General features: G+C 47.8%; 24 protein-coding genes. 21 read left to right on the top strand and 3 right to left on the bottom strand.

What is annotated here, in order from left to right; all coding sequences use genetic code 11:
• Positions 1 to 81 precede the first annotated feature (81 nt).
• From QJ036_RS09845 to QJ036_RS09865, 5 genes are all read left to right on the top strand, one after another.
• Positions 82 to 762: a GntR family transcriptional regulator gene (locus QJ036_RS09845; RefSeq protein WP_283231217.1), complete on the top strand. Its 681-nt coding sequence runs from the start codon at positions 82 to 84 to the stop codon at positions 760 to 762.
• Positions 763 to 794: 32 nt separating this feature from the next.
• Complete coding sequence (locus QJ036_RS09850) at positions 795 to 1,754, top strand: aminopeptidase (protein WP_283231218.1); 960 nt, start codon at positions 795 to 797, stop codon at positions 1,752 to 1,754.
• Between the two features lie 331 nt (positions 1,755 to 2,085).
• On the top strand, positions 2,086 to 2,589 hold the full coding sequence (locus tag QJ036_RS09855; protein WP_283231219.1) for a flavin reductase family protein: 504 nt from the start codon (positions 2,086 to 2,088) through the stop codon (positions 2,587 to 2,589).
• A 36-nt stretch (positions 2,590 to 2,625) separates the two neighbouring features.
• Complete coding sequence (locus QJ036_RS09860; RefSeq protein WP_283231220.1) at positions 2,626 to 3,516, top strand: YitT family protein; 891 nt, start codon at positions 2,626 to 2,628, stop codon at positions 3,514 to 3,516.
• A 309-nt stretch (positions 3,517 to 3,825) separates the two neighbouring features.
• A complete protein-coding gene (locus QJ036_RS09865) occupies positions 3,826 to 4,524 on the top strand; it encodes a flavodoxin family protein (protein ID WP_283231221.1) in 699 nt (232 codons plus the stop codon).
• Positions 4,525 to 4,609: 85 nt separating this feature from the next.
• Here QJ036_RS09865 and QJ036_RS09870 read toward each other — a convergent pair whose 3' ends face one another.
• Complete coding sequence (locus tag QJ036_RS09870; RefSeq protein ID WP_283231222.1) at positions 4,610 to 4,867, bottom strand: pyridoxamine 5'-phosphate oxidase family protein; 258 nt, start codon at positions 4,865 to 4,867, stop codon at positions 4,610 to 4,612.
• Between the two features lie 809 nt (positions 4,868 to 5,676).
• Between QJ036_RS09870 and QJ036_RS09875 the strand changes: the two genes are divergently transcribed.
• The 10 genes from QJ036_RS09875 (at position 5,677) to QJ036_RS09920 (ending at position 14,584) form a co-directional block, all read left to right on the top strand.
• Positions 5,677 to 6,423 (top strand): N-acetyltransferase, encoded by a 747-nt coding sequence (locus tag QJ036_RS09875; protein ID WP_283231223.1) that lies wholly within the window; start codon positions 5,677 to 5,679, stop codon positions 6,421 to 6,423.
• Between the two features lie 122 nt (positions 6,424 to 6,545).
• On the top strand, positions 6,546 to 7,250 hold the full coding sequence (locus QJ036_RS09880) for a hypothetical protein (protein WP_283231224.1): 705 nt from the start codon (positions 6,546 to 6,548) through the stop codon (positions 7,248 to 7,250).
• Between the two features lie 72 nt (positions 7,251 to 7,322).
• Positions 7,323 to 7,868, top strand: a complete 546-nt coding sequence (locus QJ036_RS09885; protein ID WP_283231225.1) for a hypothetical protein — start codon at positions 7,323 to 7,325, stop codon at positions 7,866 to 7,868.
• 2 nt (positions 7,869 to 7,870) lie between these two features.
• Entirely contained in the window at positions 7,871 to 8,218 is a 348-nt protein-coding gene (locus QJ036_RS09890) for a CDP-alcohol phosphatidyltransferase family protein (RefSeq protein ID WP_283231226.1), read from the top strand.
• 78 nt (positions 8,219 to 8,296) lie between these two features.
• Positions 8,297 to 8,806, top strand: a complete 510-nt coding sequence (locus QJ036_RS09895; protein ID WP_283231240.1) for a prolyl-tRNA synthetase associated domain-containing protein — start codon at positions 8,297 to 8,299, stop codon at positions 8,804 to 8,806.
• A 350-nt stretch (positions 8,807 to 9,156) separates the two neighbouring features.
• Positions 9,157 to 9,717: an RNA polymerase sigma factor gene (locus QJ036_RS09900; RefSeq protein ID WP_283231227.1), complete on the top strand. Its 561-nt coding sequence runs from the start codon at positions 9,157 to 9,159 to the stop codon at positions 9,715 to 9,717.
• Positions 9,714 to 10,883 carry a hypothetical protein gene (locus QJ036_RS09905; RefSeq protein ID WP_283231228.1) on the top strand — a complete coding sequence of 390 codons (1,170 nt, stop codon included), beginning with the start codon at positions 9,714 to 9,716 and terminating at the stop codon, positions 10,881 to 10,883. Before QJ036_RS09900 ends, QJ036_RS09905 begins: the two co-directional genes overlap by 4 nt.
• Before the next feature lie 271 nt (positions 10,884 to 11,154).
• On the top strand, positions 11,155 to 12,153 hold the full coding sequence (gene dhaK, locus QJ036_RS09910) for a dihydroxyacetone kinase subunit DhaK (protein ID WP_283231229.1): 999 nt from the start codon (positions 11,155 to 11,157) through the stop codon (positions 12,151 to 12,153).
• A 30-nt stretch (positions 12,154 to 12,183) separates the two neighbouring features.
• Positions 12,184 to 12,828: a dihydroxyacetone kinase subunit DhaL gene (dhaL, locus tag QJ036_RS09915; protein ID WP_283231230.1), complete on the top strand. Its 645-nt coding sequence runs from the start codon at positions 12,184 to 12,186 to the stop codon at positions 12,826 to 12,828.
• A 34-nt stretch (positions 12,829 to 12,862) separates the two neighbouring features.
• On the top strand, positions 12,863 to 14,584 hold the full coding sequence (locus tag QJ036_RS09920) for a sigma 54-interacting transcriptional regulator (protein WP_283231231.1): 1,722 nt from the start codon (positions 12,863 to 12,865) through the stop codon (positions 14,582 to 14,584).
• Positions 14,585 to 14,648: 64 nt separating this feature from the next.
• On the opposite strand, the gene QJ036_RS09925 is transcribed toward QJ036_RS09920, so the two are convergent.
• On the bottom strand, positions 14,649 to 15,386 hold the full coding sequence (locus QJ036_RS09925) for a hypothetical protein (protein WP_283231232.1): 738 nt from the start codon (positions 15,384 to 15,386) through the stop codon (positions 14,649 to 14,651).
• Between the two features lie 226 nt (positions 15,387 to 15,612).
• On the opposite strand from QJ036_RS09925, the gene carB reads away from it, so the two are divergent.
• The 4 genes from carB to pdxR are packed head-to-tail and all read left to right on the top strand — an operon-like array spanning position 15,613 to position 21,362.
• A complete protein-coding gene (carB, locus tag QJ036_RS09930) occupies positions 15,613 to 18,840 on the top strand; it encodes a carbamoyl-phosphate synthase large subunit (RefSeq protein ID WP_283231233.1) in 3,228 nt (1,075 codons plus the stop codon).
• On the top strand, positions 18,837 to 19,316 hold the full coding sequence (gene rlmH, locus QJ036_RS09935) for a 23S rRNA (pseudouridine(1915)-N(3))-methyltransferase RlmH (RefSeq protein ID WP_283231234.1): 480 nt from the start codon (positions 18,837 to 18,839) through the stop codon (positions 19,314 to 19,316). Before carB ends, rlmH begins: the two co-directional genes overlap by 4 nt.
• Positions 19,313 to 19,942, top strand: coding sequence for an SGNH/GDSL hydrolase family protein (locus QJ036_RS09940; protein ID WP_283231235.1), 630 nt, complete (start codon positions 19,313 to 19,315; stop codon positions 19,940 to 19,942). Before rlmH ends, QJ036_RS09940 begins: the two co-directional genes overlap by 4 nt.
• On the top strand, positions 19,935 to 21,362 hold the full coding sequence (pdxR, locus tag QJ036_RS09945; protein ID WP_283231236.1) for a MocR-like pyridoxine biosynthesis transcription factor PdxR: 1,428 nt from the start codon (positions 19,935 to 19,937) through the stop codon (positions 21,360 to 21,362). Before QJ036_RS09940 ends, pdxR begins: the two co-directional genes overlap by 8 nt.
• A gap of 101 nt (positions 21,363 to 21,463) precedes the next feature.
• On the opposite strand, the gene QJ036_RS09950 is transcribed toward pdxR, so the two are convergent.
• A complete protein-coding gene (locus tag QJ036_RS09950) occupies positions 21,464 to 21,832 on the bottom strand; it encodes a hypothetical protein (RefSeq protein WP_283231237.1) in 369 nt (122 codons plus the stop codon).
• Positions 21,833 to 22,100: 268 nt separating this feature from the next.
• On the opposite strand from QJ036_RS09950, the gene QJ036_RS09955 reads away from it, so the two are divergent.
• Positions 22,101 to 22,373, top strand: a complete 273-nt coding sequence (locus tag QJ036_RS09955; protein WP_283231238.1) for a co-chaperone GroES — start codon at positions 22,101 to 22,103, stop codon at positions 22,371 to 22,373.
• Between the two features lie 26 nt (positions 22,374 to 22,399).
• Positions 22,400 to 24,022, top strand: coding sequence for a chaperonin GroEL (gene groL, locus QJ036_RS09960; RefSeq protein WP_283231239.1), 1,623 nt, complete (start codon positions 22,400 to 22,402; stop codon positions 24,020 to 24,022).
• Positions 24,023 to 24,178 lie beyond the last annotated feature (156 nt).

The following is a 24,178-nucleotide window of genomic DNA, read 5'->3' on the forward strand; positions in this document are numbered from 1 at the left end:
CTATTGCTAAAATTTGACAACCCTGCCAATTTGTGATAAAAACAAAAGTAGAATTTAAATTTTGGTCGGGGGTGACATCATATGGCAACGTCAAACTTTGGGGCGAATCCATCACTGAAACAGCTGGTGTACGATAATTTAAAAGAGCGGATTATTCACGGGGAATTAAAGCCGGGTGTCCGTCTTCGTGAAGAAGACCTTTCTACGGAGATGAATATCAGCAGAGCCCCGATCCGTGAGGCCCTGAATATGCTGGAGCGTGATGGGTTTACGACGATCGTTCCAAGGAAAGGTGCTCTTGTTGCAGAGGTTAAAAAGGAAGATATCCGTTATATCTGGGAAATGAGGGCGCTTTTGGAGCCATATGCGGCAAAACTGTCCACCTTGAGTATACCTGATAAAAAGATTCAGGAGGCCAAAAAGAATGTATCCTGGGTCCTTGATAATCCGGAGGATATGGAACAGTATATAAGCTCTGACCTTGAAGTCCATGAGATGCTGGTGGATTATCTTGATAACCGGTTTTTAAAGTCAACGCTGCAGAACATGAAAGCTCATTCGCTGCGGCTTCGGTGGGCTGCAGAATATGACAATGCAGAAGCAAAGAAGGAAATCATCGTTGTCGCAACGAAAGAGCATTTAGAAATTGTACAGGCATTGGAACAAAAAGATGAAGATCTGGTATATGAGACGGTGAAACATCATGTGGAAAACAGTGCTAACCGCCTTACCAATGCAAATTACAGAAACTATAATAATTAGAGGCTGAAAGAAGGCCTCGAAAAGGAGGCTTTATGAGCGAAAAAGCAATGAAGGGCTGCGAAATTCTCCTCCACACCTGCGGTGAGGTAAAAAAGGGAGAACGTGTCCTTGTAATTACGGATAATACGAGCAAAGAAATCGGAGAAGCGATGTATAAATGTGCAGCAGCATTTACCGATACCACTTTAGTCTGCATGCCTGATCGTTCTACCCACGGCGAAGCACCTACCGATGCGATCGCGGCAGCAATGAAGGAGTCGGATGTGATGTTTTCTGCAACCACATTCTCTCTGTATAACAGCAGTGCAAGAATTGAGGCGTGTGAAGCCGGCTCCCGTTTTGTGAATATGGCTGACTATTCCATGGAAATGCTGGAGGAGGGCTGTCTGTTTACAGATTGGGGTGAGATCCGTAAAATTGTAGATGATTTAAAAACAAGAATTGTGGGCAAGGAGCTTTCTATTACAACGCCTGCAGGAACGAATTTCCATACATCCATTGAAGGGCGTCATGCCGATACAGGTTACGGTGTCTCCAGAGAAAAAGGAGAGGCTTCCTCACCGCCCGATGCCGAGTGTGCCGTCGGTCCTGCTGACAATTCCGCAGAGGGTGTATTGGTTATTGACGGAAGTATTCCGCTTCCCGGTATCGGACTCATTGAAACACCGATCACTCTTAAGGTGGAAAAAGGTTATATTACTTCCATTGAAGGCGGAAAAGAGGCTGATGTGCTCAGAGAAACCCTGGCAGGTTTTAATGATCCCCGCGTATACAATGCGGCAGAGGTTGGATTTGGTTTGAACCCTGCCGGAAAATTAAGCGGTCGTATGCTGGAGGATGAGGGAGTTATGGGTACCATGCATATCGGTATTGGTAACAATCTTGCTTATGGTGGCACCTGCAATACCCCGGTTCATATTGACCTGATCATGAAATGTCCGACCTGTATCATTGACGGTGTATGCGTGATGAAGGACGGAAAGCTTCAGTAATGATGACAGAGAATTTGAATTAAAGAAATGTGGCTGAACAGCAATCATCTTATAGTATTGATATAGTATGTTTGTTCAACATGGGTGCTTTATAACTAAGTGATTTAGTTGTGTAGCACCCTTTTTGAGTTTGACAAATAATTTGACATTATTTTCCTTAAAATACTCTGATGACTTTGAAGAGGGCATCCCCATACAAAATGGTATTCGTTTTGTGTGGGGGTGTCTTCTGTATATAAAGTAAAATTTTAGGATACAGTTATTTGGAGGTGTTGTACTTCCAGGATTCCTGTGTTATGATTCCAGTAAGAAGATTAAAGGAGGCTGCATAATGAAGCAGATAAAACCAGAAGAGCTTACAAGAAATCCTTTTCAGATGATCGGAAAGGATTGGTTGCTGATAACGACAAAAAAAGGAGATAAAGTTAATACTATGACTGCTTCCTGGGGCGGTGTAGGAGTGATGTGGGGAAAGCCGGTGGCGTATCTTGTGATTCGAGATTCCCGCTATACAAAGGAATTTGTGGATGCCGGAGATCGGCTGTCCGTTTCGGTGCTGAATGACTGTCACAGGAAACTCTTGTCCTATTTTGGCAGTGTTTCGGGACGGGATGAAGATAAAATTGCAAAATCAGGACTTGTTCTTTCAGAAGAGGAGGGTGTTCCTTATTTTTCGGATTCTGAGATTGCTTTTCTGTGTCGCAAGCTATATGCGCAGCCGATGAGTGCCTCTTTTCTTTTGGAGCAGGAGATCGATAAACTCTGGTATCCCAATGGAAACTGGCATACCATGTATATTGTAGAGATAGAAAAACTTCTGGTGAAGGAACAGTAACGGCTTTGTGAAAGAGGGAAAACTGAGGGAAAAGTAATGAAAAATGTAGAAGAATATATGCAGGAAAATCGGTGGATGCGCTATTTTATGTGTGTGGTGGGCGCCCTTATTTATTCTTTTGGAATGAATACTTTTGTATCCTCCATGGGATTTTATGCCAGCGGCATTATGGGCATCAGCCAGATAACCCAATCGGTGCTGGTAGATAAACTGCAGATCGACCCGGGGAATATCAATATCAGTGCCGTATTATACTTCCTTCTGAACCTTCCGCTTTTCATTCTGGCGATGAAGAGCATCGGAAAACGCTTCCTTATTAAAACCGGAATCAATGTCATTTGTGTTACGTTATTCCTGAGTATCATTCCGGTGCCTAAAACTCCAATTATTGAAGACCGGCTTACCTGTACGCTGATTGGCGGAATCATCTGTGGAGCAGGCGGAGGACTGACGCTGCAGGCAGGCGGCAGCGGCGGCGGCCTCGATATTCTGGGAGTATATCTGGCAAAGAAAAGCAAAGGGTTCAGTGTCGGAAAGCTTTCCATGCTGATCAATGCGGTGATTTATGGAGTCTGTATTTTCCTGTTCGATGTGTCGGTAGCTGTTTATTGTATCATTTATGCGGTATTTTCAGCAATGATCGTGGACAAAGTACATACCCAGAGCATCACCGTTCAGGCGATGATCTTTACAAAGACTGACGGAAAGCAGATATGTGACCGTATCATTCGTGAATTAAACAGAAGTGCTACGATCTGGGATGGTGTAGGTGGATATACGGAAAAAGATGTTACCATTATTTATTCTGTGCTCTCCAAGTATGAAGCGACGATTTTGAGGCGGCTGGTACGGGAGGAGGATGAGCATGCCTTTGTAGTATTTAACGAAGGATGCCGGATATCCGGTAATTTCCAGAAACACCTGTGATATTTGTTTGACCGGCAATGGATTCTGATCCGGATGGTTATTTATAAAGAAGATAATTCAACAAGATGCTCCCTTCTGAGCGGCAAGTATTCCATAAAATGCCTGTTCAGAGGGGAGCATCTTGTTTATCGCACGCACAAAAATTACGCACACACATTAGCAGATATAAAACATAGTATCTATAAAACGAACACATATAGGTGAAAAAACAACCTATAAAATGCCGGAATACTCTTATAGAATATAAGTGCAAATTGAGAGTGATCTCAGATATTCAGAATAATATGTACCAGAGTGAGGGATGAGAAAATGAAAATTACTATGATCCACGGACAGAATCATGAAGGAAATACCTGCATGGTAGCAAGAGAACTTGCCAATAAAGTGGGAGGGGAAATTCGGGAATTTTTCCTGCCGCGGGATTTTAATAAGCCCTGTCTCGGCTGCTATACCTGCTTCAAAACGGATCTTAGCAACTGTCCCCATTACAGGGAACTGGAACCGCTGATTGCGGCCATGCTGGAAGCGGATCTGCTGATTCTTGACAGTCCGGTTTATGTTTACCACGCTGCAGGTCCTATGATGAGCTTCCTGGATCATTTTGGAACCTGGTGGATGGTTCACAGACCATTGCCGGAAATGAGCAGAAAGCAGGCAGTTGTCGTAGCAACTGCTGCAGGCGGCGGGATGAAAAGCACTGTACAGGATATGGCAGACAGTCTGGAAATGTGGGGCATCCGTAAGGTGTATAAACTGGGCTTAGGCGTGCAGGCAGTAAAGCCTGATGAGATACCGGGCAGGATCCTGAACAGCATTCATAGAAAAACAGATCGACTGTCCCGTCGGATCAAAGAAAATGCAGGAAGAAACGGCAGCAATATCCGGGCAAAGAAGTGGTTTTATCTGATGCGTTTTGCCCAAAAACATTTCCAGCCGCCAATGGAACCGGATTACGGCTATTGGGAAAAGAACGGCTGGCATGGGAAAAAACGGCCCTGGAAGCAATGAGAGGAGAGGCACAGCATCAGTCCGGCCCTTACAGATTTTGATGAAGAGTGTCAGAGAATTGAAAAATGTATTCTTAAAAACGTTCTTAAAAACGCCGCCAAGTGCGGTAGTTGAAAAAGCAGATCTTGTCACATGCTTTCAGGCAATCCACCTTATAGCCTGCTTTCGCACCATGAAAAATAATTTTATTTGAAGCTTCATCATAAAGATAATTGATCGGAATGACATAGGGATAACCGTCATTACCATTAACAGCCAGAATACCGCGGCGGGAACAACGAAGCAGCGCTTTTGCAGCGTCTACCGTGATTTCATTTTTCTTTTTACGAATTGCTCTGAACATAAAATCATCCTCCACGAATCCTCTGTCCAACACAGAAAAAATGGAGCATATGAATTCAGCAGCAGAAAATAGAACAGAAATTACATATCCGGGACTGACTGCTCATCGACAATGCCCGAGGATCTTCTCGGTTCAGAGCAACACTTGTAAGCGCCTTCAGACATTTAGCTGCGTGTTCTGCGCCTTCGGGGGAAATGTTCTTTCGTAAAAGATGATCCATGTTGTAAAAGATGTCCCTGAAAGAGCATATTAATACTTTACAGGTATTGAAACTGTGATCATATATGTATTTTACTATTGTCCCTCCTGGTGGTATAGTTAAACCATCAAAAGGAAATACAAATTTTCCACAATAAATAATAAGGAGGACAAAGCTATGTTGAAGAAATTAGAGATGTTTCTGGAAGAGTACTACAAAGAATGCGCACGTAAATAAAGCAATCATGGCAGAATTTCCGGAAGTTTATCTGGTTAAAGAAACGGAGGAATGTTTATGAAGAACGTATGGAAGAAGATCGAAGAGTTTCTGGAAGCATATTATGAGAGAATAATCTGATCGACAAATACAAGTAAATAAGAGGGATGTATGATACGATATGTTAAGTGAAGCACCGGCTGGTACATGGGATGATGTAGAGCCGGTGCTTGTTTTATGGGCTTATAACATGATCGTCCAAAACGGAAAATAACGTGACGATTCCTGTTCTATCTATTGACTACCGAACGATAGGACATCTATTATATAATAAAGGATGCTTCAGAATCTGTCAGTTGAAAGAGTGGAAACACAGGGAGGAGGAATAAACAGGATGAACTATTTGAGAATTACGAAGGAAAATATTGATAAAGAGCATATTTGCTGTGCCATGTCCAACAAGCAGAGCATTGTAAAAAAGGAATGGCTCAGGAAACGGTTTGAGGAAGGCCTTGTCTTTTACAGGAGCGAAGAAAGGGGTAAGTGCTTTATTGAATATATTCCGGCGGAGAACGCGTGGATGCCGATCTGTGCAGAGGGATACATCTATATCAATTGCCTGTGGGTCTCCGGCTCTATGAAGGGACATGGTTATTCCAGTGATCTGCTGGATGAGTGTATTCGTGATGCGAAAGAGAAGGGACGGAAGGGGCTTTGTATTCTTTCTTCTGAAAAGAGGAAAAAAGAGTTTCTTTCCGATCCGGGATACCTGGTTCATAAAGGCTTTTCCGTTGCGGACACCTCAGCAAACGGGATCACGCTCATGTATCTGCCCTTTGACCTGGATGCAAAACCGCCAAAGTTCAAGGAATGTGCCAGGTACCCCAAAGTGGAGGAAGAGGGATTTCTTCTTTATTACACCGATCAGTGTCCTTTTACATACTATTGGGTACCGAGAGTGGAAGCGGCGGCCAGAGAACATAATATCCGTTTTAAGGCGATCCATATTACCGACAGGGATTCTGCACAGAATGTACCTGCTCCCGTCACGACATATGCGTTGTTTCGGGATGGGAAGTTCGTGACGCAGGGAATACAATCGGATAAAAAATTTCTGGCCCTTGCAGGAGTGAAAATTTGAGTTTGAGGACCTGCTGGTGGAAAAGCACCTATAAAACAGACACATATGGATATAAAAACTGCCTATATGCGAAGGCGGCCATTTTGTAAAATAGAAGGAGAAAACGCTGGGCGGGATTCCGTGTGAAATTATTGAAGAGAACATTGATTGTGCTGCTGGTCATTGCGGTAATTTTGACGGCAGTGTTTCTTGCCGGACGTTATGGGTGGAAGCTGGGCGGATTCCGTTCCTGCCAGAGCGCAGGAATTACCTCTGTGGAGGTGAATGACAAAAACGTTCGTATCACAGGGTTCTTTCCGGGCTCTTTTCCTGAAGGATTTTGCGGATATTACAGCGAAGAACGGGATGGAACGCTCTATGTAGGGTTTCGGTTCAGTGCCGTGTTCGGCTTTTTTGAGACAGGAGACTTTGACATCACGATCCCGGTCGAGGGAGAGGTCAACGAGGTGATTCTGAAAACCAGACTTTATGAAACGTCCATCTGGAAGGCCGGGTCAGGCTTTCTCAGTCAGTCGGAGCAGTATGGCGTGTATGTGAAGTTGGAACGAAACGATGTATATTCCGTTTCCATGTCTTACGATTCCGGCGGCGGTGGAGTGGTCAATGCGGACAATACGGCCATGGAAAGCGGAGAATACATCTTTATGGATAACGATATCATGCAGGTTGCCAAGGATGCCCTGGACGTTCCGGTGAACTTTACCATCACCGTAAAAGATGCGCAGGGAAATGTGGTGGCGTCAGGTGAATTTTCTTTTGACGTTGACATGGAAAAAATGTATCTGACTGTCACGGCGGACGGCAGGATTTTGGAGGACGGAGATTAAGACAACTCAGGGTGATGCTTTTGAGATCCGGTTTGAAACAGAAAAATCAATATTCAGCTTGGGGGGGAGGTGATGAAATCTTTGAATACTATTCAGAAGACCTTTCGGGTTTTTCAGATTCTCACGAAAATTGCAACTGTTTTCTGCATCGTTGGCGCGTCGTTTTGTGCCGTAGGTGCTTTGTGTGCTTTAGCATGGCATAGCGGAGGGAAGGTTTTCAGTATATTCGGTGAGGAGATCAAGTTAAACTTTGGAGGTGCCACTTTCAATGGGGCGATGGCTGAGCTGCTTTCCAATATGGTATTTCTGGTTACAGAATCTATTCTGTTGACTTTTGCTTATCGGTATTTAAAAACCGAGCAGGCGGAGGGGACTCCTTTTACGGAAAACGGAGCAGCACAGCTCAGGAGACTGGGCATTCGCTGTATCTATATGCCCATCGTGGCTATTGTAATTGTAGCTGTTATTACGGTTTTCCTGGGCGTGGAGAGAAGCGGCGACATCAGTAATCTCCTCAGCGTGGGTACGGGCATCGTTCTGATCATGGCATCCCTCATCTTCCGCTACGGCGCTGAACTGGAGCGGGGAGATCAGGCGCGGATTACTGACGGAGGCTGATTATGCAGGTACAATTACGACCGGAAACGGAAGGAAAGGTGGAAGGGAAAAGAACGCAGGCACATCAATGGAATACGGCTGATACCATCACATCTGTGCGGATCGCCGCTTCTCTTGTTCTGTTGTTTCTTTCTCTGGACTATACCTGGTTTCTTATAATTTACACGATTACGGGATTGACAGATGCACTGGATGGCTGGCTGGCAAGAAGGACAGGGACAGCCAGCGAGTTCGGTGCAAGGCTGGACAGCATAGCGGACCTGCTGTTTTACGGTGGTCTGTCTGCTTGCCCTTGCCGCGTCGGTGGAGGAACTGCTGATCCATCTATGCTGTCAGGAATACTGCGCTGACAGGAAATCGATCTTTCAGAGGGAAACAGAAGGCTGACGACGGCCCGTCCCTCCGGGCTTTCCATTTTTTGCTGATCGATTATCGGGGGATCATCATGGAAAAGGATAAGAACATATGATTTTCTTGACAGCCTTGGGATCGAATATGAGCGTGTTGACCATGACGCCGTAGAATCTATGGAAGCGTGTGCGGAAATCGATAAGATTCTTGAACCGGCAGTCATATGTAAAAATCTGTTCCTGTGTAATTCGCAGAAGACGAAGTTTTATCTGCTGGCAATTCTCGGAGATAAGAAATTTAAAACAAAAGAAATATCACATCAGATCAATAGCTCCAGCTTATCATTTGCGCCTCCCTGTTTCATGGAGAAGTATCTTGATATTACGCCGGGATCTGTGAGCGTACTGGGACTTATGAATGATATCGAAAACCATGTAAAACTGATCGTGGACAGGGACATACTCAAAGAGAAATATTTTGCGTGTCATCCATGTATCAACACATCAAGTCTGTGGCTGAAAACAGAAGATGTTTTTGGCAGATTTTTGAGAGCTGTTGATCATGATTATCTGATAGTTACATTGTAGGATGGACAGCAGCCGCGGCCGAATTCGTGGAGGTGAAGCAATGGTTACAGGATTTGTTATTTGGAGTATGTCAGCCCGGAAAACCTCGCCAGCATACTGAAATGGTATGGAGAGGAACGGTAACTTGTCGGAAAAACGTGATCTTCCCGGACATGCCGCCTTAACTGCGGCGTGTCCTTTTGCATTCAGGTAAATAAAGTCGAGAAATGCTGTCCGATTTGCTGTATGCTTAAATGGAAAGCAGGAGAATGATAGATAGTATCTTATAGTTCATAAAACCTGAATCGTTTTTTTACGGGATATATAGGGAAGGAATCTGTAAAACAGCAAACCGGAAGGGAGGTACGCCTGTGAAGGATACGGAGATCGTTGCCTTGTACTGGGACAGAAACGAAGACGCGATTTGCCAGACGCAGCAGAAGTATGGAGCATATCTGTCGAAGATCGCATACAATATTGTCTCCGATTTTGAGGACAGTCGTGAGTGTGTCAATGATACATATCTGAAAGCATGGAATTCCATGCCGACACACAGACCGGATGTCCTTTCCACCTATCTGGGAAAGATTACGCGGCAGCTGTCCATCGATGTGTTCCGCAAAAAGCACAGTGCAAAGCGCTATGCTTCAGAGTATGCCATTTCCCTGGATGAGCTTGGAGACTGCTTCTCAGATGGTAACACACCGGAGAAGGCGCTGGATGCCAAAATGCTGGGCGAAGCGATCAATCGTTTTCTGCGTACACTTCCGGACGATGCGAGGAATACCTTCATTGGCAGGTACTATTTCTTTGATCCTCTGAAGGATGTGGCTGCATACTGCGGCATGAGTGAGTCAAAGGCCAAGAGTATGCTGTACCGCACCCGTCAGAGCCTGAAAGCATATCTCGTAAAGGAGGGGTTTGATTTATGAGTAAAGACAGAGTGATCGATTCTTTGGGAAGGATCGACGATGATATGGTGCAGAGCGTGGATGCCCTGCGCCGGAAAAAGAAGCGGACTGTTTGGAAAAGGTGGGTGGCTGCGGCTGCCTGTCTGTGCCTGCTGGCAATGGGGACAATGCTTTTTCTGACGCATGGAAACGATAAAACCCCTGTTTTGACGTGGTCAGAGAGCTTCCGGGCAGAAAATTATTTTAAGTACAATGCTGGCGGCGGGGATATGGCTTCGTCGAAATCCATTGCTGACAGCGAAATTGCTTATGCGGCTTCCCGGTACTTCTCGGACGAACGCAGCCGGATGGAGACCGGAGGCGTGATCCCGGAAATGCCGGAGCATCCTCTTTTTTTCTGCGTCGCCCACTACAATGAGGACGGAACGCTTTACAGCGTGACCTTCTCCTGGCATCAGCGCGGCGAATCCTACAGCGACCTGTCCATCACGGCCGGGTATCAGGAGGTGGAGCAGATTCAGGACTGTATTGCTGTTGAGGTGGATAAGGACGGGAATATCATTCCGCCTTCTGTAACGGTAACAGAACGGGACGGGATCCGGATCACAGCATACGGGAATGAGAAGAGCAGCAAGACGATCACATTCCGGAAAGACTCGGCATGGTATCAGATCGCCGGATCCGGGTGGGACAGCTGCAGTGCCATGGCGGAGCTTCTGGATTGGGTATGGGAGCACCCGATCGATTTTGAGATGTTCCCGATGGATAAAGGATCGGAGATTACCAATGTCAGCCTTGAGGACTACCCCGATGCCTTTGTCGGCCAGATCCCTGATTTTGAGGGTATCGGTTATTTCCTCGGCGAATATTATCTGCAGCTGAAGGATGGTGAGCCGTACGCCTTTGAAGGACATTATTATAAAGGAGTCACACCGGAGCAGGTGGAGGATGGCAGCTGCTATGGGATGGAAGGCTGGACAGAGATCCATTGGTGCATTGATGCGCAGCCTGACTGCTACGATTTACAGGACTGCATGGGCGATATCTCAGAACTGACGCAGGATCAGGTCATAAAAGCGCTGACGGAAACAGGCAGTTTTTCCTTTATGATGAATGATGTTTTTATCAAGGTCTATTGCAAAGATGCTGCGGAGGCATGGAAAACGGTTGAGATTCTGAAAAGCTGAGATTTGAATGTTGAAGAAGGCAAATTGAACTTTTTAAAATGTATCATAATGAGACATGCGAAAAACGAAAAGATCTGCAATGGTGAGATTTGACGGCCTCTTTGGCGGGGATGAAAAATAATCTGGAAAAATTCACAAGAAGAGGAAAATACTATTGCGAAAATACGATGATATGTTATAATGAAAGCGTATTTAGAATGTATTATTATGATACAAATAGAACCGTGCTGCTGTATGGCGGAGGGTGTAGCGGAAAGAAAGGAGAAAAACATTGAAAAAAATCATCAACAAACCGGAAAACGTAGTAGAGGAGATGCTTCACGGACTGGCGATGGCCAATCCTGCAGTGATCCACAGTGAGGGCCTTGGCGTTATCTCCAGAAGAGAGAAGAGTGAGAAAGTCGGTATCGTATCCGGTGGCGGAAGCGGACATGAGCCCGCACATGCAGGTTATGTCGGCAAAGGTATGCTGGATGCAGCAGTATCAGGAAACGTATTTTCCTCTCCCGATCCCGAGAGAATTCAGGAAGGTATCAATCAGGCAAACGGCGGCAAGGGCGTTCTGCTTGTTATTAAGAATTATTCCGGTGATAATATGAACTTTACCATGGCTGCTGAGTTGGCTGAGATGGACGACATTGAGGTTGACTGGGTAGTTGTGAAGGATGACGTTGCCGTTGAGGACAGCACCTATTCCACCGGACGCCGTGGAATTGCCGGTACCGTATTCGTACATAAGATCGCAGGTGCAAAGGCTGAGGCAGGCGCTTCCCTTCCCGAGGTAAAGGCTGCTGCTGAAAAGGCTATCAAGAATCTGAGAAGCATGGGTATGTCCATGAGCGCATGCACCATTCCTGCAGTAGGAAAGCCCGGATTTGTTCTTGGCGAGAATGAGATGGAAGTAGGTATGGGTATCCATGGCGAGCCCGGTATCGAGAAGAGCGAGATCAAGGAATCCAAGGAGATTGCAAAGATCCTTCTGGATAAGATCCTGGATGATTACAAGGCTTCCGGTATTGAGATGGAAGGCGCTGAAGTGGCACTGATGGTGAACGGTCTGGGTTCAACTCCTCTGATGGAGCTTTACATCCTGAATGGTGATGTGCAGGCTTACCTGGCAGAAAAAGGCATCAGGATCTACAAGACCTTTGTCGGCAACTACATGACCGCCCTTGAGATGGCCGGCTGCTCTCTGACGCTTATGAAGCTCGATGACGAGCTGAAGGAGCTTCTGGATGCTCCAAGCGAGGCACCTGCATTCCGCGTTTAATTAGGAAAGAGATAAGAGGAGGAGATTACCATGGGTTTTGAACTGACAAGCAAGGATTATGTGGAATATCTGAAAAAAGCATATGTGAAGATTCACGAGAGCGGTGATTACATCACAGAGCTGGATGCAGCTACCGGTGACGGCGATCATTGGGCCAATATCAACAGCGGCTTCGGAAAGCTCAATGAGCTGGCTGATTCTCTGGAAACCATGAATCTGTTTGAGCTTTTCAAGCAGATCGGCAAGACCATGATGTCCGTGATCGGCGGTTCCTCAGGTGTTCTTTACGGCAGTGCTTATCTGGCAGCTGCCAAGACTCTGAAGGATAAGGAAACCATCGACAACGAAGGTCTCTGCGGTGTGCTCGCAGCCATGCTGGATGCTATCATGTCCAGAGGCAATGCTCAGCCCGGCTGGAAGACCATGATCGACAGCCTTCATCCTGCAGTAGAATGCTATAAGGCATGCATTGCAGACGGCGTATCTGAGGCTGAGACGGTTGAGAAGGTGAAACAGGCTGCCATTGATGGTGCGGAGAGCACAAAGGCCATGGAGGCTGTAAGAGGCCGTGCGACATATCAGACCGATAAGGGGGTAGGCCACCTGGATCCCGGTGCTGTTACCATGTCCTATCAGATTGAAACTCTGATGGATTGTGTAAAGGAGAAGCTGTAAAACTATACCTGTTATATAGAAGCGGAGCGATGAAATGGGACGAGAATTGATGCCGGTGAGCCAGACACTTCTGGAAACGATTCAGGATTCGGTGCAGCAGTTTGCAGAGGCCATTGCGAAGACCATGGATGCCGATGTGCTGATTGTGGACAATAATCTCAATGTGATCGGGAAAACCGGGTTCTATTTCCGTCTGTATTCGCCGGTGGATATAAACTGTGTGGTCGGTCAGGTGCTGCTTGGCCAGAAAAATATTATAATCAAGGATCGGAAGAGCTATGAGCCCTGCAGGCGGTGTCCGGCTTATGAGGAATGCCAGATTGCAGGTCTCATCGGCGTACCGATCTTTCATGAGACCAGGGCGGTGGGAGTCATCGCCCTGGTGCTTCCCGGACACCGGATCGCGGAGACCTTCCGGGAGGGCTGCCGTGCAGTCAGTTTTCTTGAAAACATGGCAGAGCTTCTTTCCGGCATGTTAAACTACAATGACGAGTATACGGCGGCCAGGCAGATGGGACTGGAGCGGGAGCAGGTTCTGGACTGCCTTGAAGAGGGCGTTGTCTGTACAGATAAGAGCGGAGTCGTTCTGTATTATAATCAGGCCTTTGTTTCCATGTTTGGCTTTCATGAGAATCTTAGAGGAGAAAACCTTCTTGCACTGCTTCCTCACCGTATTTTGCGGGAGTATCTCCAGAACAGGACGGCGATCCGGAATCTGAAGATTTCTCTGGAGCATGGGAAGCGTCAGTTCTATGGATTTCTTTCCTGCCGGGAGCTCTCGGCCTGTGTGGACGCGAAGCGTCTTGTGTTCAGCTTTCGCTCCGTCAGCAACATCTGGGCGGATGCAAGCGCGGCCGGTGACGGTTCCATGGTTACGTTGGAATGGTGCCGTGGATGGCTCCTCAACGAGGAGGTCATCGACAGGGCCAAAAGCCTTGCCGTGACGGATGCTCCCGTTTTGATCGAGGGCCCTGACCTCAGCCTGAATGAGATTGCCGCCAAGGGAGTGTGCAATTATTCGGACAGAAGCGCCATGGGCATGGTGAGCGTTTTCTGCAATAATATTTACCGGGAGTTCTTTGAGCAGTTCCTGTTCAGCCGGTTCGGTGAGATCCAGAGAGCGAATCACGGGACACTCCTCTTTCATGACGTGGAAAATCTGCCCCTGTATCTTCAGGAAAGACTGCTGGATTTTATGAAAACAAAGGAGATCATTCTTGACAATTCCGAGGTGATAAAGAGTGATGTGCGAATCGTTTTCACCACCACCAGAGATTTGAAAGAGATGTCGGAACAGGGCTTTTTCCTGGAGGAGCTTTATTACCGGCTGGCGGATAATAAGATTCAGCTGTCGCCGGTTCAATGTGACCGGACAAGGCTGGCTGCCATGCTGGATTCCGGATTGGAATTCTATAAAGCCAGATATGGAAAACCTTCTGTTTACCTGAGCAAGGGAGTGAAGCTGAGGCTTTTAAACAGGTCCTGGGAAAAGAATCCCAACGAGATCGATAAGGTTCTGGAACGGATCGTGAGAAGCGGGGATGGGCAGGTGACAGAAAAGGATCTTGCGGCAATGGGCATTTTCCATAACGGAAACGATACGGTTTCAGCCATCAGTGAGATGGAAAAAGAGAAGATCGAAAAGCTTTTGAATTCCGGCTACAGTAAGGTGGAGATCGCCAGAATGCTGGGCATCGGGCGGGCGACTCTTTACCGGAAAATGGCAGAATATCATTTAAATGAAAACAACAAATAATAGAAAAGGCGGCATTCCAGGGGGCATATCACATCAATTGCCCGGCCGGGAAGCCGCCTGTTTTTTATTCTTCAAATAATTTCTGGTAAATGATCTCGCTGAGACTGTCCGCATGGTTTTCCGTCAGGGAAGAGAATTCCCGCAGAAGATAATCGCGGATCAGGGAAAGGCGCTTGAGACAGAGGACCTCGGCGCGGGGCAAAGTGCCTTCGCTGGCTTCGATGGTATGATCAAGCTCTTTGGCTGTATAGGTTTTTAAAAACCAGTCAATGGCTGTTTTCTCCAGGTCCGCTTCTGTCTTGATATGGGCCTTGTAGGCATTGGCCTTTTTTAAAGAGAGAAGGCCGATGATGAGAAAAACGACAGAGATCAGTGCAAGGGCCGCAAACATAATGGGCTGTTCTCCCAGGGTGAGAGGGAAGGGCAGGATATGAAATGCGCAGAGTATGAGGACAACGATCACCAGAGCGCCTACAGTCAGGAAAGCGAAAGCGGAGGAAGAGGTATCCTTATACTTTTCTTCACTTCCGACAAAGCTTCCGTAAGATCCGGTCAGCTCCGGCTCGGGCTCCTCCTCCGGTTCGTCCGGCTCCTGCTCCATGTAGATCTTAAGAAGAGCGGTGGCTTTGTCATACTGGCTGTCCGGCACGGAAAGCTGATAAATATCGGACTCCTCGTCGAATTTTTTTTCGGCATCAACGCCGGAATAGGTTAAAAATTCAAGGATCCGGGAGATCCGGTCGGATTCGTCGGAAATGAGAATACTCATGGTTTCTTTTTTGTCATCATTTTGCAAACTCATATATTTCAAAACCTTTCTGTATGGTTTTCACTGCTAGTCTACATTATATTATAATCAGTTATCCTTGGCAATATTTATATTGCATGGAAACCGAATATCTTGTCGGATTCTGGTTGCGGACCTGCTTCTTTTTAGGTATAATGATAAACGGCAGAGTCAGTGTTCAGTTATGTTGTCTATTACGCTGGTTCCAATATTATAACGTGAGAAAGCAGAGGGAAAACTAATGTCTCAGAGAAAGGATATTCATAAGGTATTGATTATCGGCTCCGGCCCTATTATTATCGGGCAGGCGTGTGAATTCGACTATTCCGGTACGCAGGCGTGTAAGGCTCTTCGGAAGCTGGGCTACGAGATTGTTCTGGTGAATTCCAATCCCGCCACAATTATGACGGATCCGGAGATTGCAGACGTTACCTATATAGAACCGCTCAACGTGGAGCGGCTGGAGCAGATCATTGCAAAAGAAAGACCTGACGCGCTGCTTCCCAATCTGGGAGGACAGTCCGGTCTGAATTTGTGCTCGGAGCTTGCCAAGGCGGGAATTCTGGATAAGTACCATGTGCAGGTCATTGGTGTTCAGGTGGATGCCATTGAGCGGGGGGAGGACCGGATCGAATTCAAGCATGCCATGGAAAAGCTGGGGATCGAAATGGCAAGAAGTGAGGTGGCCTATTCGGTGGATGAGGCACTGGCGATCGCAGATAAGCTGGGGTATCCGGTGGTGCTCCGTCCTGCCTATACCATGGGCGGCGCCGGCGGCGGCCTGGTTTATAATGTGGATGAGTTAAAGACGGTCTGTGCGAGAGGTCTGCAGGCAAGCCTTGTCGGCCAGGTTCTGGTGGAAGAGTCGATCCTTGGCTGGGAGGAGCTGGAGCTTGAGGTGGTCCGCGATGCCAAAAACAATATGATCACGGTCTGCTTCATTGAAAATATTGATCCTCTCGGTGTACACACAGGCGATTCCTTCTGCGCTGCGCCCATGCTTACCATTTCTGAGGAGGTGCAGAAGCGCCTTCAGGAAAAATCCTATAGAATTGTGGAATCCATCGAGGTGATCGGCGGGACCAATGTGCAGTGGGCCCATGATCCCAAAACAGATCGGGATGTGATCATCGAGATCAATCCCAGAACCTCCCGTTCTTCCGCGCTGGCGTCCAAGGCTACCGGTTTCCCCATCGCCTTTGTGTCAGCCCTTCTGGCTGCAGGACTGACTCTGGAGGATATTCCCTGCGGAAAATACGGAACTCTAGATAAATATGTGCCGGACGGCGATTATGTGGTGATCAAATTTGCCCGCTGGGCCTTTGAAAAATTCAAGGGAGTAGAGGACAAGCTGGGTACTCAGATGCGCGCGGTGGGCGAGGTGATGAGTATCGGCAAAACCTATAAGGAAGCTTTCCAGAAGGCCATCCGAAGCCTGGAGACGGGCCGTTACGGACTCGGTCATGTGAAGGATTTCGGTGAGAAATCGAAGGAAGAGCTTTTAAGACTTCTTGCCCATGCATCCAGCGAGCGCCATTTCCTCATGTATGAGGCTCTGCGCAAGGGAGCTTCTGTGGAGGAAATCTATGAGATCACAAAGGTGAAGACCTATTTTATACAGCAGATGAAGGAGCTTGTGGAGGAAGAAGAAGCGCTTATGGCTTTCAAGGGGCAGCTTCCTTCTGATGAAGCGCTGATTTCCGCCAAAAAGAATGGGTTCTCCGATAAATATTTAAGCCAGATCCTCGATGTGAGCGAGGCGGACATCCGGGAGAGGAGAATTGCCCTCGGAGTTGAGGAGGCCTGGGAGGGTGTCCATGTGAGCGGTACGCAGGACAATGCCTACTATTATTCCACCTACAATGCAGAGGATAAGAATCCGGTGAATTCCGATAAGCCCAAGGTTATGATCCTTGGCGGCGGCCCCAACCGGATCGGTCAGGGTATTGAGTTCGATTACTGCTGCGTGCATGCTTCTCTGGCCCTTAAAAAGCTGGGCTTTGAGACGATCATCGTAAACTGCAATCCTGAGACTGTGTCCACAGATTATGACACCTCCGATAAGCTTTACTTTGAGCCTCTTACTCTGGAGGATGTACTCAGTATTTACAAGAAAGAGAAGCCGGTTGGCGTTATTGCCCAGTTTGGCGGACAGACGCCTCTGAATCTGGCAGCCGATCTGGAGAAGAACGGTGTGAAGATCCTGGGAACAGCTCCCGCAGTTATCGATCTGGCAGAGGACAGAGATCAGTTCCGCGCTATGATGGATAAGCTTGAGATCCCCATGCCGGAATCCGGAATGGCAGTCAATGTGGATGAAGCCTTAAGTATCGCGGACAGGATCGGTTATCCGGTCATGGTTCGCCCCTCCTACGTCCTTGGCGGACGCGGCATGGAGGTGGTTTATGATGCCCAGAGTATGGTCGGCTATATGAATGCGGCGGTGGGCGTTACTCCCGACAGACCGATCCTCATTGACCGGTTCCTGGTTCATGCAACCGAATGTGAGGCCGATGCCATCAGCGACGGAAGCCATGCCTTTGTGCCGGCAGTTATGGAGCATATTGAGCTGGCAGGCGTTCATTCCGGAGACTCTGCCTGCATCATTCCGTCGAGACATCTGTCTGAGGACAATGTAAATACCATTAAGGAATATACCAGAAGGATCGCTGAGGAAATGCATGTCAAGGGCCTTATGAATATGCAGTATGCCATTGAGAACGGCAAGGTCTATGTGCTGGAGGCCAATCCGAGAGCATCCAGAACCGTGCCGCTTGTGTCCAAGGTGTGCAACATCCGGATGGTGCCGCTGGCCATTGACATTGTGACTTCCGAGCTGACAGGCAGACCGTCACCGGTTCCGGCTCTGAAGGAACAGGATATTCCTTATTATGGGGTGAAGGAGGCGGTGTTCCCCTTCAATATGTTCCAGGAGGTGGATCCTGTTCTGGGACCTGAAATGCGTTCCACCGGAGAGGTTCTGGGGCTTTCCGAATCCTGGGGCGAAGCGTTCTACAAGGCTCAGGAAGCAACACAGACCAGGCTTCCGTTGGGAGGAACCGTGTTAATCAGTGTCAGTGACAAGGATAAGCCGGAGGCAGTAGAGGTGGCAAAGGAATTTGCCGCTGCAGGCTTTAAGATCATTGCATCCAGAAATACCTGCGCACTGCTTCGGGAGGCAGGACTTGAGGTCGAGATGATCAATAAGCTGCAGGAAGGCCGTCCCAACATGCTGGATCTGATCACCAACGGAAAAATCGATGTTATCGTCAATACGCCGGTAGAAAAGGAACGGAAGATGGATGACAGCTATCTGAGAAAGGCAGCCATCAAAAAGAAGGTTCCCTATGTGACTACCATGGCTGCAGCCAAGGCGACCATCAATGGGATCCGGTTCATCAAGGAACATGGAAACGGCCAGGTGAGATCCCTTCAGGAGCTTCACGGGGCAATTAAGGATAAAGCATGAAGATCACAGTTCTGGCAGTGGGAAAAATAAAGGAACGGTTTTATACAGATGCTGTTTCGGAATATGCCAAACGGCTTTCTCGTTACTGCAGGCTGGAGATCGTTGAGGTGGCCGATGAGAAAACGCCGGATGGTGCCGGGGAGGCCATGGAGCGAAAGATCAAGGAGAAGGAAGGCGAACGCCTTCTTTCTCATATAAAGGACAATATGTACGTCATTGCCCTGGCCATTGAGGGAAAGGCCCGAAGCTCGGAGGAGCTTTCCGGGCGGCTGAATACTCTGGGACTGCAGGGAATCAGCGATATTGCTTTCGTCATCGGCGGCTCTCTGGGGCTTTCGGAGGCCGTTTTAAAGCGGGCGGACGAGGCGCTCAGCTTTTCCAGAATGACATTTCCCCATCAGCTGATGCGGGTCATTCTGCTGGAACAGATTTACAGGAGCTTTAAAATACAGCATGGGGAGCCGTATCACAAATGAAACGTTTGGTATTCATTGGCGACAGTATTACAGACTGCGACCGGCTTTGGGACGAACGGCCGGAAGGGCTGGGCTTCGGTTTTGTCAGGATGATTTATGACTGGTTTCAGGAATCCGGACAGGTAAAAGAGCCTGTTCGGATTTTTAACAGGGGAAACAACGGATTCACAGCATTTCAGGTCAAAGCTCATCTGGAGGAGGACTGCCTGAAGCTTAAGCCGGATGTGGTGACTCTTTTAGTGGGAATCAATGATCTGTACATGCACATCGGAGGAGCGGGCGGTTATGGTGCGGAGGGTTACGGCCGCTGTCTTGAGACCATTCTTCAGGTCATAAAGGAGAAGAACGGTGCTGCCGTGATCCTGATGGAGCCATTTGTGTTTCCGAAGCCGCTGGAATATGCGGCCTGGGAAAAACCTTTAGGTGCCTTCCGGAACGAATTGCGCCGATTGGCAAAAACATACGAAACCGGCTTTCTTCCGTTGAGCGATTATTTTCAGGCTCTGGGCCGGCGGTATTCTCTGGATGAGCTGACGGTTGACGGAATCCATTTGACTGAAAAAGGCCATGAGCTTCTGGCAGCAGCATGGATTTCTTCTTATATGGAAGGAAAGGAATATGTATGAACTGACGATCCCTCTCAACGGGGCTGAGCCCCTTTATGAACAGATCTATGCATATATCAGGAACCAGATCAAGGAGAAGCGTCTTTTGGCAGGGACGAGACTTCCTTCCACCAGGAAGCTGGCGGAACATCTGGGGGTCAGCAGAAGCACGACTCAGCTGGCCTATGATCAGCTTCTGGCAGAGGGATATCTGGAGTCGGAGCCTTGTCGGGGATATTATGTGGCGGAGCTGGAAACGCTGTTTGACCTGCAGCCTGACAAGAAACAGCTGCAGCCGGAGGTGAGCGAAAAAAAGAAACCGTGGCTGGTTGATTTTTCTCCCCGGGGAATTGATCTGGAGAGCTTCCCCTACGGAATCTGGAGAAAGCTCTCAAAAAGCATTTTGAATGACGATAATCGGGAACTCTTTTCGGCAGGGGAAAATAAAGGGGATTATGAACTGAGAAAAGCCATTTGTACCTATCTGTACGGAGCGAGAGGTGTGATCTGCCGCCCGGAGCAGCTGATCGTGGGAGCAGGAAATGAATATCTGCTGATGCTCCTGCATCAGATTCTGGGCAGTCAGGTCATTGCCATGGAGACGCCGACCTACCGACAGGCCTACCGGGTCTTTGAGCGTTTGGGACATCAGGTCGTTCCGGTGGAAATGGATGGGAGCGGGATGCAGGTCCGAAAGCTGAACGCTTCCGGGGCAGACATCGCCTATGTGATGCCGTCCCATCAGTTTCCCATGGGGATCGTCATGCCCATCCGGAGAAGAATGGAGCTTCTTTCCTGGGCAGCAGTCCGGGAGGACCGGTATATCATTGAAGACGATTACGACAGTGAATTCCGTTACCGGGGCAAGCCCATTCCTTCTCTGCAGAGTGCCGATGCCAAGGGACGGGTGATTTATCTGGGAACCTTTTCCCGGGCCATCGCACCTGCCATTCGAGTCAGCTACATGATGCTGCCGCAGTCGCTTCTGGAAATCTATGAGAAGACCTGCAGCTTTTACGCCTCTACGGTTTCCAGAATCGATCAGAGGATTCTGGCGGAATTTTTGAGCGGCGGTTATTATGAGCGACATTTAAACAGAATGCGAGGAATCTACAAAGCGAAGCACGATGAGCTTCTGGCTGCACTTTCCCTACTTTCAGAGGAGTTTTCTGTCAGCGGGGAGCATGCCGGCATTCACCTTCTTCTGACCAGCCGGCGGGGGCTTGCGGAGAAAGAGCTGGTTTCCAGGGCAGAGTCTGTTGGAGTGCGGGTTTATGGACTTTCTGAATTCGACATTGGGGAGAAGGAAAGAATCAGGAAGGGAAATGATGAGAGGGCCGGGACTGTGCTTCTCGGTTATGCCAGTCTGGAGCGCAGAGAGATCAAGGAGGGAGCAGCTCTTTTGGCAAAGGCCTTTGGTTTTCCTGCCTTCCTGAGATAATAAAATTTCATTTCAGATAATAAATCGGGACAGAAGCCGGATCGCTTCTGTCCCATCTTGAATTTAACATTGGATCGTTCTGAACTGCCCTGTAAAGCCGCTTATTCGTCAGCTTTCTCCTCGGAAACAGTACTGTCTGCCTCGGTTTCCTCGGCATCGTCACATTCACAGCAGCAGTCGGAATCGTCACAGCAGCACTCCTCCGCCGGTTCGGATTCTTCCGCTACGGACGCTTCTTCTTTCTCTTCAGAAACAGCCTCTTCCTGACCATGGGAGAGAGGTACATAATTTCTGGAGGCGTTGTCGCAGCAGTCAGATTCATCGCATTCACTGCAGTCATCATCACAGAAGCAGTCCTCAGAATAGGTATCCTTTTTTTCCTTTTTTAATTTTGAAATAAGGAGTATAGCACCTCCTGCGAGAGCAGACACGGCCAAAAGCTTTCCGAGAATGTTTTTACCCTTGCACATATAAAAACTCCTTTCTTTACCGAAATAATCTGGTATTATTGTAATCCTTTTTTAAAAATATGAAAAGGGATATTTTTACGAAAATGAAAAAATATAGAAAAAACAAGTATTGACGAGAAAAACAGAGATAATATGAAATAATATAGAAAAATACAGAAAATTAGAGGCGAAAACGACGTTGCATTTTATAATCAAATTATATAATATAGTAACAGTCAGTTAGCACTCGAATGGAGTGAGTGCTAATAATTGAATAGGAGGAATAAAAATGAAATTAGTACCTTTAGGCGACAGAGTCGTATTAAAACAGGTTGAAGCAGAAGAAACTACAAAGTCCGGAATCGTTCTTCCCGGTGCAGCAAAGGAAAAACCCCAGCAGGCAGAGGTTGTGGCTGTTGGCCCCGGAACTGAGGAAGTGAAGATGGAAGTGGCTGTCGGCGACGCAGTTATTTATTCCAAATATGCAGGAACTGAAGTGAAGCTTGACGGTGAGGAGTATATCGTTGTTAAGCAGAATGATATTCTGGCGATCGTGAAATAACTATAATAAAAGGAGATTGATTAGCTATGGCAAAGGAAATTAAATTTGGTGCTGACGCAAGAGCAGCATTGGAGGCCGGTGTAAATAAGCTGGCAGATACAGTTCGTGTGACCCTTGGACCGAAAGGAAGAAACGTTGTTCTGGATAAATCCTTCGGAACTCCCCTGATCACCAATGATGGCGTGACCATCGCAAAGGAAATTGAGCTGGAGGATCCTTTTGAGAATATGGGCGCTCAGCTCATCAAGGAAGTTGCTTCCAAGACAAATGATGTGGCAGGCGACGGCACCACCACTGCAACTGTTCTGGCTCAGGCTATGGTACATGAGGGCGTTAAGAACCTGGCAGCAGGTGCAAATCCCATCGTGTTAAGAAAGGGCATGAAGAAGGCTACTGATGCAGCTGTTGCAGCAATTGCATCCATGAGCGAGCCCATCACCGGAAAGAATCAGATTGCAAGAGTTGCAGCCATTTCTGCCAGCGACGATGCAGTAGGTGAGATGGTAGCAGACGCTATGGAGAAGGTTTCCAAGGATGGCGTTATTACCATTGAGGAATCCAAGACCATGAAGACTGAGCTGGACCTGGTAGAAGGTATGCAGTTCGACAGAGGATATATTTCCGCTTATATGTGCACAGATATGGAGAAAATGTGTGCAGAGCTTGACAATCCCTACATTCTGATCACAGATAAGAAGATCAGCAACATTCAGGAGATTCTTCCTCTTCTGGAGCAGATCGTACAGAGCGGTGCAAAGCTTCTCATCATTGCTGAGGATATCGAAGGCGAGGCACTGACTACCCTGATCGTCAACAAGCTGCGCGGAACCTTCAGCGTAGTAGGCGTTAAGGCTCCCGGCTACGGTGACAGAAGAAAGGAAATGCTCAAGGATATCGCTATCCTGACCGGCGGCACTGTAATCTCCGATGAAGTTGGCCTTGATCTCAAGGAGGCAACCATCGCTCAGCTTGGCCGTGCAAAATCTGTTAAGGTTCAGAAGGAAAGCACGATCATTGTGGACGGCGAAGGAAGAACTGAGGACATTCAGGCAAGAATCGGCCAGATCAAGGCTCAGATCGAAGAGACAACCTCCGATTTCGACAGAGAGAAGCTTCAGGAGCGTCTTGCTAAGCTGTCCGGCGGCGTAGCAGTGATCCGTGTAGGTGCAGCTACCGAGACCGAGATGAAGGAAGCAAAGCTTCGTATGGAAGATGCCCTGGCTGCTACCAAGGCAGCTGTGGAAGAGGGTATCATCGCAGGCGGTGGTTCTGCTTACATCCATGCAGCTAAGGAAGTTGTCAAGATGGTAGAAGGCCTTGAGGGAGACGAGAAGACCGGTGCCAAGATCGTTCTGAAGGCTCTGGAGGCTCCTCTGTTCCGCATCGCTGTGAATGCAGGTCTGGATGGCTCCGTAATCGTGAACAAGGTAAAAGAGTCTGAGGTTGGTCATGGCTTCGATGCTTACAAGGAAGAATATGTTGAGATGATCCCTGCCGGAATCGTAGATCCTGCAAAGGTTACCAGAAGCGCTCTGCAGAACGCAACCAGCGTAGCTGCAACCCTTCTGACCACAGAATCCGTAGTGGCAAACATCAAAGAAGATACACCTGCAATGCCTGCAGGCAATCCCGGAATGGGAATGATGTAATTCAGCTACGAGCCGAGCAAAACAGGAATGTTTGGGGGCTGTAAAAAAACTCCCCTGACAGAAAAATCGCCCAGACCGTGAGGTCTGAGCGATTTTTTGGTATAATTAATTATGCTACTAAATAACAATACCAGTACTAATTATACTATGCGTCAG

Origin of the sequence: Fusibacillus kribbianus (genome assembly GCF_030053595.1) — a bacterium.
In the GTDB taxonomy this organism is placed as follows: Bacteria; Bacillota; Clostridia; order Lachnospirales; family Lachnospiraceae; genus Lientehia; species Lientehia kribbiana.

Coding starts and splice junctions, on each gene's coding strand:
- QJ036_RS09845 (WP_283231217.1), top strand. CDS start 82: ATGGCAACGTCAAACTTTGGGGCGAATCCATCACTGAAACAGCTGGTG.
- QJ036_RS09850 (WP_283231218.1), top strand. CDS start 795: ATGAGCGAAAAAGCAATGAAGGGCTGCGAAATTCTCCTCCACACCTGC.
- QJ036_RS09855 (WP_283231219.1), top strand. CDS start 2,086: ATGAAGCAGATAAAACCAGAAGAGCTTACAAGAAATCCTTTTCAGATG.
- QJ036_RS09860 (WP_283231220.1), top strand. CDS start 2,626: ATGAAAAATGTAGAAGAATATATGCAGGAAAATCGGTGGATGCGCTAT.
- QJ036_RS09865 (WP_283231221.1), top strand. CDS start 3,826: ATGAAAATTACTATGATCCACGGACAGAATCATGAAGGAAATACCTGC.
- QJ036_RS09870 (WP_283231222.1), bottom strand. CDS start 4,867: ATGTTCAGAGCAATTCGTAAAAAGAAAAATGAAATCACGGTAGACGCT.
- QJ036_RS09875 (WP_283231223.1), top strand. CDS start 5,677: ATGAACTATTTGAGAATTACGAAGGAAAATATTGATAAAGAGCATATT.
- QJ036_RS09885 (WP_283231225.1), top strand. CDS start 7,323: ATGAAATCTTTGAATACTATTCAGAAGACCTTTCGGGTTTTTCAGATT.
- QJ036_RS09890 (WP_283231226.1), top strand. CDS start 7,871: ATGCAGGTACAATTACGACCGGAAACGGAAGGAAAGGTGGAAGGGAAA.
- QJ036_RS09905 (WP_283231228.1), top strand. CDS start 9,714: ATGAGTAAAGACAGAGTGATCGATTCTTTGGGAAGGATCGACGATGAT.
- dhaL (WP_283231230.1), top strand. CDS start 12,184: ATGGGTTTTGAACTGACAAGCAAGGATTATGTGGAATATCTGAAAAAA.
- QJ036_RS09920 (WP_283231231.1), top strand. CDS start 12,863: ATGGGACGAGAATTGATGCCGGTGAGCCAGACACTTCTGGAAACGATT.
- QJ036_RS09925 (WP_283231232.1), bottom strand. CDS start 15,386: ATGAGTTTGCAAAATGATGACAAAAAAGAAACCATGAGTATTCTCATT.
- carB (WP_283231233.1), top strand. CDS start 15,613: ATGTCTCAGAGAAAGGATATTCATAAGGTATTGATTATCGGCTCCGGC.
- rlmH (WP_283231234.1), top strand. CDS start 18,837: ATGAAGATCACAGTTCTGGCAGTGGGAAAAATAAAGGAACGGTTTTAT.
- QJ036_RS09940 (WP_283231235.1), top strand. CDS start 19,313: ATGAAACGTTTGGTATTCATTGGCGACAGTATTACAGACTGCGACCGG.
- pdxR (WP_283231236.1), top strand. CDS start 19,935: ATGTATGAACTGACGATCCCTCTCAACGGGGCTGAGCCCCTTTATGAA.
- QJ036_RS09950 (WP_283231237.1), bottom strand. CDS start 21,832: ATGTGCAAGGGTAAAAACATTCTCGGAAAGCTTTTGGCCGTGTCTGCT.
- QJ036_RS09955 (WP_283231238.1), top strand. CDS start 22,101: ATGAAATTAGTACCTTTAGGCGACAGAGTCGTATTAAAACAGGTTGAA.
- groL (WP_283231239.1), top strand. CDS start 22,400: ATGGCAAAGGAAATTAAATTTGGTGCTGACGCAAGAGCAGCATTGGAG.